This is a genomic window from Phormidesmis sp. 146-12, assembly GCF_052939495.1.
Genome location: NZ_JBJPHS010000001.1, coordinates 74,127 through 88,048 on the forward strand (window position 1 = coordinate 74,127; position 13,922 = coordinate 88,048).

Sequence of the window (13,922 nt, forward strand, 5' to 3'; positions counted from 1 at the left end):
TGTTTCTATTGTCTCTCACCTGCCATCTTTTCTAGTTGCTCCTGTGCCCATTTTCGGAGTTGCTCGTCGGGGTCGCTGAGGGAGCGATCGTGCAGCAGTTCAAGAGTTTTGGGATGGTTGGAATAATATCTGATAATATTCTCCAAAACTATTATTCTAAAATCTCTACTTGAATCTTTTGCACAATGTAAAAGGAATTTAAAACTGTGTGGAATATCTTTGTAATGATAAGCAATCGACTTAATTGCTCGCACAAGGAGAATCACTGATGGAGCATAATGTTCGATAGCCAAGGTAAGTAGTTGAGACATTTTTTTCTCTGTGTCATCAAGTACTTCTTCGGAATGTACAAACTCAATCTCATCTTCCCGCATTGATTCAGACAGAAGGGAAAAAGCCTCTAAATATCCGGTAGGATCTTTATTAACAAGGCCTATGAATTCTGAGTGTCCTAAACTGTTAGGTTCATAAACGTATTGAAGTATCTTTTTTGTTCTCTCAAAAGCTTTAAGTCTTAAATGGAAAACGTCTTTCTTGCTGAAGACCTGAAATAAGCATTCGTTTGCTAAAAATATATTTATGAACTCTTTCGATTCATCATTTTTTTCAATCAAGAACTCAACTAGCTGACATGTAAAACTCGTGTCAACCGCTCCACAAATCAGCCTCAAAACCTCATGCCAAGTTTCATCCTGCCAGTGTTGACCGAAGACCTCATCTCGCAATTGTTCAAAGGTCAAAGTGCGCTGTTTCTCAAATCGATGAACAATCTCCATCGCGCAGAAATATTCTAGAAAGGTGCGGTGGACAAAGCCGTAGGTGTCGGCTCCCCGATCGCACAAAATCCAATTCCGATGCCGCAACTGATCGATTAATCTATTCGCCTTTTCACGCGGTTCACCAAAGCCCTGATCGCGCAAATAGTTGGTCAAAATTTGGGTCAATCGATCGGCGCTAATCAGATTTCCTTTCAGCCCGTCTTCGCTAGTTTGCATCTCGTAGGCAATCAGGCGAAGCATTTCCTGTTTTTCGCGCCGCCCGATCGCATCCATCGGTAACTGCAATCGCTTGTGATCCACATCCCAGTGATAGAGCAACACTCGCGAGGCTTGGTCGTAGAGGTCAGCACGATCGCTGGGTAATTCTTGCCGTCGATTTAGAATTGCCATCATCGTCAGCAGCAACGGATTATCGGCCAAATTTTGGATGGCTTTGGAGTTGGCGATCGCTTCTTTCAATCGTGTGACTAATCGAAGCTTATCGACATCATTTCCTAATGCTAAGGTATACCAGCGATCGATAAATTCATGAATCTCATCAGTATCTAACGGCTGAATCGTAAAGTGACGAAAATTCGCGTGTTGTAGTCGTTCTGGGTTATAGCCAATAATGCGCGATGTAATCAAGATTTGCGCTTTTGGGTATTGCTGGGCAAAGCGGATGATGTCGTCAATGATGGCGGATTGAGTGGAGCGATCGAACACCTCATCCAATCCATCAAACATCACCAGCGTTGAATGTTCCTGCAAATGCTGATCAAGTTGCTGTTGATCAAACTGCCAATCGACACCCCGCCCACGATGCAGAAAGTCTAAAAAGTTATTAACTGGCGCAACTGCATACTCTTTCAACTCAATTAATAGCGGCAATAATTTAGTCTTGCTCTCCACCCATTCCAGCGCCAGATATTGCAATAGCGTAGACTTTCCTGCCCCCGGATCGCCCAGCATCACCGCTCGTTGAGAATCTGCAACTGCCTCCAACACCTTCTGAGAGGGTTGCTGAAAGTAGGCTTGTCGATAGTGTTTTAGAGCTTCGGGAGACAAATCAGATTCTAATTGTCCCCGTGCTTGGAGTTGACGCTTTAGATCTAGCGGCAGTTCTGGTGGTAATGCTTCTCGTACTGTTTGTTCAATGAACATATTCCAGAGCTTGATCGCATCCATTTGATCGGTACTGTCGATCGCATACAGCTTCAAATGCCCATAGCTACACTGCAAGCTCTCTCGATATTGAGCAACATCAAAACCGGGTGAGATTTGAGCCGTGTTATGAGCAATTTCTTCTAGCAGTTCAGTTTCTAGGAGCGATCGCAGTTCCGGCATTTCTCGCACGATTCGCCGCACTCTTTTTAGATACAAACTGCCGACTTGCTGCCAGTCAAATTTCTGTGGCAGAACTGGAAACGACTTGTCTCTCAACCTCGATCGCTTCCAAATAGTTTCTAACGCTGTCGTGTCAATCGCCGCACAGTCTTTTTCAAACGCTTTGCCCAACAGAGGTTTGACCGATTCATCTTTCACAAACTCAATCAGGGCTGGATCGTAGCGATCGCGGATTTCTGCTCTCGATAATTCTTGATCTTCCAGTTCTTCTGCCACGATCGCCAGAAACTCTTTTAGAGCCATTGCCACCGCTTTTTTTGCCACCTCTGGTTTGACAGCCGTGATCCCTTCCTTGAGGCAACCCTTCAAGAAATCCTTCACGTAGTCCTCTGCGGCAGATTGCCCCAACTTCAGAGCTTGCTCAAAGATGGCTTTACCGATTTCCGCTGCGCCGATCGTTATTAACCATTCCAACATACTGAATGCTCAGAGGTATCGAATCTTGTTACCAATATGGCATCTAGGGTAGCAGTCAGACTCAGTAGCGGTGAAATCAAGTCATGGGCTGCTCTTCACTGACAGACGACCCAGGTATCTTTACTGCCGCCGCCCTGAGATGAATTGACGACGAGAGAGCCTTTTTTGAGCGCGACGCGAGTTAGACCACCGGGATTGACATAAATCTCTTTGCCGTAAAGGACATAAGGGCGTAGATCGACGTGACAACCCTCAAACTGATCTCCGATTAGAGATGGGACACGAGACAGTGCGAGAGTCGGCTGGGCAATATACTTGCGCGGGTTAGCTTTGATCTTCTCGGCAAACTCAGCTTGCTCCGCCTGGGTTGAATGTGGGCCGATTAACATCCCATAACCGCCTGACTCATCCGCCGCTTTGACGACGAGCTTATCCAAATTGGCAAGAACGTGATTTTGCTGCTGTGCCTCCCAACAGAGATAAGTCGGGACATTTGAAAGAATCGGCTCTTCGCCCAAATAATAGCGAATCATCGCCGGAACGAAGGCATAAATCACTTTGTCGTCAGCGACCCCGGTTCCCAGTGCGTTCGCCAATCCCAATCGACCGTTACGATAAACCTCCATCAAGCCCGGAATCCCCAACAGCGAATCGGGACGAAACGCCAAGGGATCGATGTATTCATCATCAATGCGGCGATAAATCACGTCTACCCGCTTTAAGCCCTTGGTCGTCCGCATCTGCAAATAGCCATCAGACACGACCAGATCCCGACCTTCGACCAACTCCACGCCCATCTGCTGCGCCAAAAAAGAATGCTCAAAATAAGCCGAGTTATACATTCCTGGTGTCAGCAAAACGACGGTGGGATCGGGCAAATGGTTGGGCGCAAGATTCAGGAGCGTTTCGAGCAGATGACTCGGATACTCCTCCACAGGCTGAATCTTCATCGTATTAAAGACAAGGGGCAGCGTACTTTTCATCACGCGCCGACTTTCTAAGACATAAGACACCCCAGACGGACAGCGCAAATTGTCTTCGAGCACATACCACTCGCCATCGCGATCGCGCACCAGATCCGTCCCAGTAATATGGCACCAAATATTTTCTGGCGGCTTTAACCCCAGACACTGCTTCATGAATCCCTTAGATGAGAGAATCAACTCCTCCGGGATCACGCTGTCTCGAATAATCTTCTGCTCGCCGTAAATATCTCTAAGAAACTGATTGAGCGCATAAATTCGCTGCTTCAACCCCTTCTCAAGCTTGGCCCAATCTTGACCCGACAAGACCCGTGGAATGATATCAAACGGAAAAATTCGCTCGGTGCCCTCATTGTCACTGTAGACATTAAACGTCACACCCATCTTAAACAGGGCAATTTGGGCCGCTTGCTGACGGCGTTGTAGCTCTGCGATCGTCAATGAGTTAATCCGATTGATCAAAGGAACGGCTTCGGGCCGAGGTTGCCCTTTGGTGATGAAAAGCTCATCGTAAAAATCACCAGGTTCGTAATCGTCCAAGTTCACGGCTTGCCCAACGTTAACGCTACCCTAATCAATAGAATTGTGTCCGACTTCAAACTGTAACAATGACTACGTTATTTTCTTTTCATCGTCCCTCAAGGATTATAGATTGAATAGAACCGACGATCGAGCTACAAAGTTCGATACTATTTGACATCAATTCGATGAAGTTTTTTCGCTGCGTTGTTCAGCACTTCTGCCCCCCAAGCCGCCAATTTTAAGAAACTTCAAGAGAAGACTTCTGGTTCAAAGTCCCCTACTCGTGGGGGATCTAGGGGACTGTCCGGATTAATCACCGTAGCGAAAGATCTCATCAAAACTCAAGCTCATCCCTTCTTCGACACCGCCGCACAATCTTTGACATACCACCGCCAGGGCAAGTCGGCTCCTTGAGTCAACCCGATGCGCGTCGTCTGGACAAAGGAAATCGAGTGGCGATCGATCTGATCTTGATAATCCTGGCTGCGAGGCTCCAACCACAAAGGCTCTCCAGGCTGTAGCGGTTTTGCCGTTAGAGTGAGATCGATTTTGAGCGCACGACAGAGTTTTCCGGGCCCAGCACCCACACGAGACGGCTTTTCGGCAGGACACCACACCGGAATCGTCTCCAACTGCAACGCCCGAATCAAAACCGCGCTAGGAATGCCATCCAAATCAGTCACGACATTCAAGCAGTGATACATCCCATAAATCAGATACACATAGGTCATCCCCGCCGGGCCAAACATCACTTTGTTACGCGGAGTCTGACGGCGGTAAGCGTGGCAAGCCGGATCGCCCTCCGTATAAGCCTCCGTCTCCACAATCAGCCCCCGAATCAGTGACCCATCTGGCAACCGACGCACGATCGTACAGCCCAACAGATCAGGCGCGACGAGAAGAGACGATCGAGACAGCCAATCCGGTTGAATAAAAGGCGTAATGCTCAAAATCCAAAACTCAAAACTCCACTTCTCACTTTAGGAGAATCTGAGAAAAATCTTTGGTTTGTCAAGATTACAGAGCGTTCAGTATAAGATCACTGCCAAAGGTTACAAGCATTTCTGCCTCATCAACGGTACACTTCAGATAAACTCATCATAGAAACTCATATGGATGTCAAACTCGTTTTACTAATGCTGACTGGCGTTTTCACGATCGCGTGTCTTTTCTTTGGCACCCGCAACGGCTTCTACGACTCTGACAACTACCACGGCAACGGGTCAGCCCATTAATCGAGTCGTTTGGATTAAAGCTGGACGTTGGTCGCCAAGAGCGATTTCTATAACCTGATATTGCGATCGTTAGACTGTGATTCAACTGGATTGTTTGCCCTATGGCGTGGGTCATGCGGATGAAGGGGTGTGTTTACTCGTCCGGATGGGGCCATACCGGGTTTTGCTCGATTGTGGATTGCGCGACCTTTCGTCGCTGACTGGCTTGGGGGCTGAAGTTTGTCCTGCCGATTTGGTGTTGTGCAGCCACGCCCATGCCGACCATGCAAGAGGATTGCTGTCACTGCATCAAGCATTTCCCAAACTGCCCATTTATTCCAGTGAGGTGACGACTCAACTCCTGCCGCTCAACTGGACAGGTGCACCGATGTTTAGCCATGCCCTGCCGTGGCGATCGCCCGTTGAGTTTCAAGATGGACTAACCGCAGAATTGTTTCCCGCCGGACACCTACCCGGAGCGGCCGTCATTTTGCTGACGTACACGCCGCCTCCATCCGTTTCCGATCGCTCCTACACAGTGCTCTACACAGGGGATTTCTTTCTCTCTAACTCTCGCCTCGTCGAAGGGCTACGCCTGGAAGAACTGCGGAGCTTGCAGCCAGATGTGCTGATTGTCGAAGGCAGCTATGGCACGGCCCGATATCCCCATCGACGACAACAAGAAAACCAGCTTGCCGAAAGAATTAGCAGCGCGATCGCTCATAATCAATCCGTTCTCTTACCCTTGCCGACGTTGGGTTTGGGGCAAGAATTGTTGATGTTGTTGCGAAGCCATCATTTGTTTACCGGACGCAATATCGACATTTGGGTAAATGGAACGGTGGCGGCGGGCTGCGATGCCTACCTAGAATTGCTGCCTAGTTTGCCGAGCGCTGTTCAAAATTTTGCCCGTCACCAACCGCTATTTTGGGATGAGCGAGTCCGTCCCCATGTGCGTCACCTTGAGGTCGAACAGCGATCGACGATCACGCATCCCTGTATCGTTCTCACTGATCTCACTGTCGATTTGAACCAGTTTTGTCAACCCGAAGATTCGTGGCTGGTGTTGTTGCCACAGCAGGTTAGTCAGCAAGAAGGGCAAGCGATCGAGGAAGTTTCTTCGTCTCAGATCGCGATCGAGACCTATCTTCTGGCCCAACATTGTGACGGCCCCAGTACCACTCAGCTAATTCACAATTTGCGCCCTCAACATGTGGTGTTTGTGCATGGAGCGCCCAATTATTTGGCTGATTTGACGGGGCTAGAAGAATTGCACAATCGCTATCATCTACATTCGCCATCAGCCGGAAGTTTGGTAGAACTGCCGATCGGCGAAACTTTTTTGCAGCCTGTTGCACCTGACAATAGCTATGAAGGCGAACTGGCAGAATTGGGAACGGTGGTGACAATTACACTTCCTGACTCGGTGATGGCCGATCCGCGCTGGCGATCGCTAGCTGATACAGGCCTGGTCGAAGCTCGCTGGCAGGGAGAAGAACTGGTTTTGCGAGGGCTACATCAGCGTGAATTGTTGAATCAGGGAGGCGATCGACTTCCCGATTGGTCGCTGAGAGAATGCTGTCAAAATTGTCGTCATTTTCGCGGACAGCGCTGCTGGAATCCAGGTTCTCCCTTATTTAACTTTAAGGTGACACCCGACGGCTATTGTCCTGGATTTGAGGCGACCCAAGCTCTAAGTGAAAGTTTGGAAGAGATAGAAGACAGAGGATCAGACAGCTAGAGAACGAGAAGAGTAATTGAGAAATAACAGTCACTCTACTGCTCTCTGAAGTGATCTCAAAAATCTAACCTGAGACTGGTGTAGATCTGTCATCCTGGGTACTATTAAGTTAAGGTCTGGTTATAGTTTAGTTATCAATTACTGAACCTAATCTGTCGAAGCCTGTAGGCGTTTGGGCGGCGGATTTTGGGCGAGTGATTGATAGTTTCGATCGCCACTAGCTCAACTGTTTGGAGAATGCTTAAGTGAAATTTTGGTTAAAACTCAGTCTAAGCAATTGGGCAACTAGATTACTTTATTTATGTCTAGCGACAGATGTCGGTCTTATATTTGTTCATATCGTCCATTGGCAAACGAGCCTCGCAAATAGTCATCTCTTCTCGATCGAAGCCGATCGTGGATATGCAGAATTTTTTCAATATATCAAAGAGTACTGGATTGTTCTTTTGTTAGGATTGACTGCACTAGAAAGACGCTCAATTCTATATTTAAGCTGGGCTTCACTATTTGTCTATCTATTACTAGACGATTCGCTACATATCCATGAGAGATTAGGTGAGTCTATTTCAATAAAGTTTGCGTTTTCCGACTTGTTAGGTATACGAGCCATTGATTTAGGAGAGCTAATTGTATCTGGAGCATTTGGGTTAACATTTTTAATCTTTATTGCTGTTTCCTATCAGTTTGGAGACTCTAAATTTAGAAGAACTTCTAAACGCTTAACTTTTTTAATGCTTATTTTGGTTCTGTTTGGGGTGGTCATCGACATGATTCATGGTGTCCTTAACTTCACAAAAATAAGTTCTCTAATTGGGCTATTGGAAGACGGCGGCGAAATGCTTGTGATGAGCACGATCGTTTGTTTTGCCTTTAGCTTATTGGGATCTTCTCAAGCTCAAAGCGAGACGGCAACAAAGCTTGTAGAAAACCCGAACGCTTTTGAATAAAAGTTACTTTCAGCCTCTTGAGATTTTGTGAGTTTATGCCAAATATCACAGAAATCAGTTTGAGAAACTTTAGACTACCGATTCAATAGTTGCAATATTGCCTATTTTGATTGGTGATGTACAGTTCCTAGAATTCAAATTCTTGGTCAAGGGGCTTCCATTAAACACGAGGCTGGATTTCTGCTAGTTTAAGTCTCCATACTTGCTCATCCGCTTCGCCCACATTCTCAAAGTTTATATATTCACCTTCATTTAGAGAACAGACACTTAGAGAACAGATTGCATAATTACAATCTTTAAAGTCGTACCATTTCACTTCCTCTTTGAAACACTACCAAACTCTAGCTCATACGATCGCTTCTACAGTACGCCTAGAATAAATACAGATCTACATTGCACTTTAGGGAGTACTTTTGAAGCAGCGATCGCTAAAAACCCCAGTATTTCTCTCGCTATAAAGTTGTAGTTTTAAGGCAATCCAATAATGGGTGGTATTGAACTGCTGTCATTCAATGATTCAACTTCCATATCGATTTTGTGCTGAATTCGTGCAGTTGAGTACAATCTTGCTGCTTGCCTTCCTTTAAGCTACAAAAGATTGATTAATTTGGACTTTAGATTCCGATTCAATCTAAGATCTAAACTCCCAAATCTAAAATACCGCTATGGCAAATCTCACCCCCAATCCCAGCTACAGCCTCTCCATCCGCTTTCAAGTGCCCAATCAGCCCGGAATGCTTACTAGCGTCACTCAAGCCGTCTCCGATCGCGGCGGCAATATGGGGCAAATCGATGTCGTCGAACAAACCCGCGACTCCTCCACACGAGAAATTGTCGTCGATACCGCCAGCACCGAACACGCCGAAGAAATCATTCAAGCGGTGAAAGCACTGCCCAACGTTAAAGTTCTCAACAGCTACGATCGCACCTTCGCGCTCCATCAAGGCGGCAAAATCACCGTTCGTAGTAAAGCCCCTCTGAGCAGGCAGTCAGATCTGGCCATGGCCTACACCCCAGGAGTCGGTCGCGTCTGTATGGCCATCGCCCAAAACCCTGATCGCGTTTACGAATTGACCATCAAACGCAACACTGTGGCGATCGTGACCGATGGCAGCGCTGTTTTAGGATTGGGCAATCTGGGCCCCGAAGCCGCCATGCCCGTGATGGAAGGCAAAGCCATGCTGTTTAAAGAATTTGGCGGACTGGATGCTTTTCCGATTTGTCTCGCAACGCAGGACACCGACGCGATCGTTGAAGCGGTGAAAAACATTGCTCCTGTCTTCGGAGGTGTAAATTTAGAAGACATTGCGGCTCCGCGCTGTTTTGAGATCGAAGCCCGCCTTCAAAAAGAACTTAACATTCCCATCTTTCACGACGACCAACACGGAACGGCGATCGTCACGTTGGCCGCTCTGACCAACGCCCTAAAAGTCGTCAAAAAATCCCTATCTACAGTAAAGATTGTGATCAATGGAGCCGGGGCCGCCGGGGTTGCGATCGCTCATCTCCTCCTCAAAGCGGGTGCGACTCAAATCGTAATGTGTGATTCCAAAGGCATTTTGTCAAGCGATCGTCCCGATCTAAACGATCAAAAACGTGCTTTTGCAGTCGAGCAACCGGGTAAACTTGCAGACGCAATGAAAGCTGCTGATGTCTTTCTAGGAGTGAGTGCGCCGGGAGTGGTTACGCCTGAAATGGTGCGATCGATGGCAAAAGATCCGATCGTTTTCGCGATGGCCAACCCCGTCCCCGAAATTCAGCCCGAACTGGTACACGATGATGTGGCAGTAATGGCGACCGGACGCAGCGACTACCCCAATCAAATCAACAACGTGTTAGCGTTCCCCGGAGTGTTTCGCGGTGCATTAGACTGTCGTGCCTCTGGCTTCACTACTAGCATGTACTTGGGTGCTGCTCTAGCAATCGCCAGTCTAGTTGCTGACAGTGATCTAAACCGAGAAAATATCATTCCGTCTGTGTTTGACGATCGTGTGGCCACTGCCGTTGCTGATGCCGTTCAACGAGCCGCTCGCGAAGATGGAGTCGCCAGAATTTAAGCAAGATTGCCGGATCACAAATTTCCTCAAAAACAAAGCCAGGAGTGCTCACCCAAACCAATCCGCACACTTGTTTCATCCTTATTCCTCATCCCTCCTCACGAAGCGGATTACCCCCAAAGGGGAACAGATCATCGAAGTTCTCCCTCATCCCTTCTTCAAGGACTCACCAACAATCTCGCCTCACACACCACCTGTCCCGCCGTCAACGTCAATTGTTGAATTTGAGTTTCTGTTCCGAGGCTGACCGTGTAGCCGTTGAGGTCGTCGATCGCCATTCCTCGTTTTGCTTTGGCATGGGGGAGCCATTGAGGATTGACAAGTTTTAGCTGATGGGGACTAGTCACCTCAAATCCGGTGCGAATGGCGATCGCGCTCACGGCTCCACTTACAGAAATTAATGAGGCACTGATGAGAACCTGATTCTCTTCGAGGGCAATTTGGAGGTTTTGCAAATTCAAATCGGGATCAGAGAGAGAATCGGTCAGATCACCTGACTTAAGCAGCATAATCAAAAACTCTTTGACTCCATTTGCCAACAGAGGAGCCTTCAGAGACGCATCCAGATCTTCCTGGTGCAACAGTACCCGCCCCTCAACAGAAATGGGTTCCAACAACTCCAGAGCCTTACCTCGCAGCACCTGACCTAGATTGACGCGAATGTTTGCTCCTGTTAAAAAAATCTCGCTCAGATGCAGACCCTGGTAAACCGCTTTACAAGCCGACAGCCTGATCTTAGGAATGCAGCCCGACAGAATCTGTCGATCGCCCGCCGTGATCTCTAGCTGCAACGCTTCAACGTGTTCGACCTGCGATCGTAGCCACAACCTCACAGCCGGAGACAGAATTTTGCTAATCAGACGACTTTTTTGAGTTGGGGGATCAGTCTGCTCCTCCACGGGGTTTGAGTTCACATCAGACTGAGAAGAATCCATACAGCCTCAACATTAAAGACGATCGTAGGTTGCCATACAGCATACAGGAAACTACAGTCGTCCTTTTTGCCTTTGCTAAATTCCTTTTTTGGGTGCTGATTGTCAAGAAATCCTGACATTTAGATTTCTTTTGGGATCTTTACCTTCTGTAAGCATGATTTAGCGATCCCCAAGTTAGAGAAAATGTCATGACTTCATAACATTGCGATCCCCGATCTGCCCGAAAACTCGTCGATCGACCTGAAACTCAACGCTTTGACCCCTTGACCCAACTCGGACTTTTGGGCACTATGACTCAGTAGAGAGCGATCCCCGGATTGTTAACGAAGGTAAACTTAGACGAGTCGTTAGGAACGATTGATGCGGTTAGAAAAGATTGGAGCAAATAATTATGGCAACCGAACGTCCCCCTCTCGAAGAAATGACCCTACGGCAACTGAGACGAGTTGCAAGTGAGTACGGAGTCTCCCGCTACAGCCGAATGCGTAAAGATCAGCTTTTAGCGTCGATCGAAGAAATCCAGCGCACCCGATTTTCAACAAACCCATCCCGTAAACTTGAGGCACAGGAAGAAGTGGAAGCAGCAAAGTTTGATGTTGGACAGAGTGATCTCACAGGTGGTTCTTTAGCTGTCGTTGATGAAGACCTGGCAGACTTACCCCAGGGTTATGGTGAGAGCCGCATCGTGCTGATGCCCCGCGATCCCCAATGGGCCTACACCTACTGGGATGTCTCCAACGAACACAAAGAAGCGCTGCGCTCTCAAGGCGGTCAACAACTTGCCCTGCGAATCTACGATGTTACCGACCTGACCTTACAGTTTCAAAGCCCCCACAGCGTCCAAGAATATCCCTCAGATGAGTTGGCGAGAGAATGGTATTTGCCGATTCCGGTGAGCGATCGCGATTACATGGCTGAGATTGGCTATCGCTGTGCAGATGGTCGTTGGCTCGTCTTGGCGCGTTCTACTCCGGTGCGAGTGCCTCCGGTCTACCCCTCTGATTGGATTGAAGATCAGTTCATCACCGTCTCGTGGGAAGAAGATCTGCGCGACAAAACTTTCCTTGAATTGGTGCCTCCTGCCAAACGCATGATGATGGGCGAAGCGGCGATCGCAGGCACGATGACCAGAAACCCCATCTACGACGAAATTTTTGGATTGGCTCAAAGCATCGAAGCTCAACGGATCGCCGGGTCGCTCTACGGCTCCATGCAGCAGGTTCCCATTCACGAAGAAGCCATCAGTTCCTACGTCTTCCCGTCGGGTGTAGGCATGTGGGCAGTGCCAACGACTTCTGGCTCAACGATGTCGGGCGTGGGGATGTCGGGAGTCGGCTTTTCTGCCTCGATGCCGCCGATTCGTCCTCGTCAATTTTGGCTAGTTGCGGATGCAGAACTGATTGTCTACGGCGCAACTGAACCTGATGCCACTGTAACGATCGGCGGTCGCCCCATCAAACTCAACCCCGACGGCACGTTCCGTTTCCAGATGTCTTTCCAAGATGGCATGATTGACTACCCGATCATGGCCGTTGCGGTTGATGGCGAACAGACCCGCGAAGTTCACATGAAGTTTGAGCGTGAAACCCCTAGCCGTCGCACCAACACCAAAGAAGAAGCAGTGCAGGAGTGGTTGGTCTAAGAAGGGATGAGGGATGAAGCCTTTCAATCCCCTTCTTCTTCTGCCTATTTTCTAGTTTTTCTAAATCTCCCTAGTCTTTCCCTCGCATGGTCGGGGGATTTTTTTGTGCGATCGTCCATCCCTCATCCCTCCTTGCGAAGCGGATTACCCCCAAAGGGGAACAGATCATCGAAGTTCTCCCCCCTCCCGAAGCGGAACAAAGTTCTCCCTCATCCCTCACCATTCCTATTAAGATGGACTAATGACACCAGAAGAAATTCCCACAACCCTTACCACTCTGTTTGGTGAAACCATTCAAACGCTTGCGCCTGGTTCCTATCAGGTCGAAACTGCTGAATTTAGGCTGCTTGTGTTGCTTTCAGACGACCAATCCTGGCTGAGAGTGCTATTGCCGATCGCCCCCGCTCAAGAAGCCAAACCCTATTTAGAAGAACTCTTAGAAGCCAATTTTGACACGACGCAAGAAGCCCGATACGCGCTGCATCAAGGCGTTTTGTGGACGGTCTTTCAGCACAGTTGTCATGGGCTATCGATCGCAGACTTCACCGCAGCTTTAGAGCGACTCATTTTTCTACATCAGCAAGGGTTGGATGAGAGCTTTAGTGCACTCGCCGAAAAGCAAATTCGCCAAATTATTCAAGCCGCCAAACGCCAGGGGCAATCTTTGGAACTGACGCTGCAAACGCTCGATCGCTTCTATGAAGAAGGACTGCTGGGCGAACTAAGCATGAGTGCCCAATCTCGCGAAGAGGTGTTGACCGCGTGGCAACGTCAGCTTACAAGACTGTGGGCAGAGGTAGAACCATCCTGATCAAGGCTCCCTCTGGGCAGAGGTAGAACCATCCTGATCAAGGCTCCCTCTTCAAACGCCCCTACTTAATGCCTGCCATCAGACTCGCCTCTAGCTTGAGACAATTGCGACCGTCTACCTGCAAACGGTACTCCACGCGATCCATTAGGCGATTCAAAATGAGCCAGCCATATCCATGCTCTTGTTTATCCTCTGGACAGGGAGCCAAATAGGTCGAAAGGTCATACCCCTGCCCATAATCCCAAATTTCTAGCGCCAGGTCGCGATCCTTGACCTCAAGGCGAATCAGCACAGGAAGGTTAGGACGATCGCGATGAGCATGACGCACCACATTGGAGTAAGCCTCTACCAGCGCCAACCGTAAGCGAGAAGACTGACGAGTCCAATCGACCTCATCCCCAATCTCAATCTCTAGACTGCTCAACAACCAGTTCTCAGCAATGCTCAAAAACTTTAAGTCGCTTGGGATGTGAAGCTCAGTTCTCATA

The 13,922-nt window shown here is 48.4% G+C and carries 11 protein-coding genes; 6 read left to right on the forward strand and 5 right to left on the reverse strand.

The genetic code is table 11. From position 1 onward, the window contains the following. Window positions 1-5: 5 nt before the first annotated feature. The 3 genes from ACKFKF_RS00265 to ACKFKF_RS00275 all read right to left on the reverse strand — a co-directional run bounded on the left by ACKFKF_RS00265 (window position 6) and on the right by ACKFKF_RS00275 (window position 5,037). Complete coding sequence (locus ACKFKF_RS00265) at window positions 6-2,582, reverse strand: NACHT domain-containing protein (protein WP_446865854.1); 2,577 nt, start codon at window positions 2,580-2,582, stop codon at window positions 6-8. 95 nt (window positions 2,583-2,677) lie between these two features. After that, window positions 2,678-4,111, reverse strand: a complete 1,434-nt coding sequence (locus tag ACKFKF_RS00270; protein WP_446865855.1) for a circularly permuted type 2 ATP-grasp protein — start codon at window positions 4,109-4,111, stop codon at window positions 2,678-2,680. A gap of 323 nt (window positions 4,112-4,434) precedes the next feature. Continuing rightward, entirely contained in the window at window positions 4,435-5,037 is a 603-nt protein-coding gene (locus ACKFKF_RS00275) for a DNA-3-methyladenine glycosylase (protein WP_446859353.1), read from the reverse strand. Window positions 5,038-5,199: 162 nt separating this feature from the next. Here ACKFKF_RS00275 and ACKFKF_RS00280 point away from each other — a divergent pair, with 162 nt between their 5' ends. The 4 genes from ACKFKF_RS00280 (at window position 5,200) to ACKFKF_RS00295 (ending at window position 10,046) form a co-directional block, all read left to right on the forward strand. Next, complete coding sequence (locus ACKFKF_RS00280; RefSeq protein WP_446859354.1) at window positions 5,200-5,322, forward strand: hypothetical protein; 123 nt, start codon at window positions 5,200-5,202, stop codon at window positions 5,320-5,322. A gap of 76 nt (window positions 5,323-5,398) precedes the next feature. Beyond that, a complete protein-coding gene (locus ACKFKF_RS00285) occupies window positions 5,399-7,042 on the forward strand; it encodes an MBL fold metallo-hydrolase (RefSeq protein WP_446865856.1) in 1,644 nt (547 codons plus the stop codon). A gap of 245 nt (window positions 7,043-7,287) precedes the next feature. Continuing rightward, complete coding sequence (locus ACKFKF_RS00290; protein WP_446865857.1) at window positions 7,288-7,989, forward strand: hypothetical protein; 702 nt, start codon at window positions 7,288-7,290, stop codon at window positions 7,987-7,989. A 665-nt stretch (window positions 7,990-8,654) separates the two neighbouring features. After that, window positions 8,655-10,046 carry a malic enzyme-like NAD(P)-binding protein gene (locus ACKFKF_RS00295; RefSeq protein WP_446865858.1) on the forward strand — a complete coding sequence of 464 codons (1,392 nt, stop codon included), beginning with the start codon at window positions 8,655-8,657 and terminating at the stop codon, window positions 10,044-10,046. A gap of 158 nt (window positions 10,047-10,204) precedes the next feature. Here ACKFKF_RS00295 and ACKFKF_RS00300 read toward each other — a convergent pair whose 3' ends face one another. Then, window positions 10,205-10,981, reverse strand: coding sequence for an LmeA family phospholipid-binding protein (locus ACKFKF_RS00300; RefSeq protein WP_446865859.1), 777 nt, complete (start codon window positions 10,979-10,981; stop codon window positions 10,205-10,207). Window positions 10,982-11,372: 391 nt separating this feature from the next. Here ACKFKF_RS00300 and ACKFKF_RS00305 point away from each other — a divergent pair, with 391 nt between their 5' ends. Then, a complete protein-coding gene (locus ACKFKF_RS00305; RefSeq protein ID WP_446865860.1) occupies window positions 11,373-12,623 on the forward strand; it encodes a DUF4912 domain-containing protein in 1,251 nt (416 codons plus the stop codon). A 241-nt stretch (window positions 12,624-12,864) separates the two neighbouring features. Further along, window positions 12,865-13,434, forward strand: coding sequence for a hypothetical protein (locus tag ACKFKF_RS00310; RefSeq protein WP_446859360.1), 570 nt, complete (start codon window positions 12,865-12,867; stop codon window positions 13,432-13,434). A gap of 61 nt (window positions 13,435-13,495) precedes the next feature. Here ACKFKF_RS00310 and ACKFKF_RS00315 read toward each other — a convergent pair whose 3' ends face one another. Next, the gene (locus ACKFKF_RS00315) at window positions 13,496-13,921 is read right to left on the reverse strand and encodes an ATP-binding protein (RefSeq protein WP_446859361.1); all 426 of its coding nucleotides are present in this window, start codon (window positions 13,919-13,921) and stop codon (window positions 13,496-13,498) included. Window position 13,922: the final 1 nt, after the last annotated feature.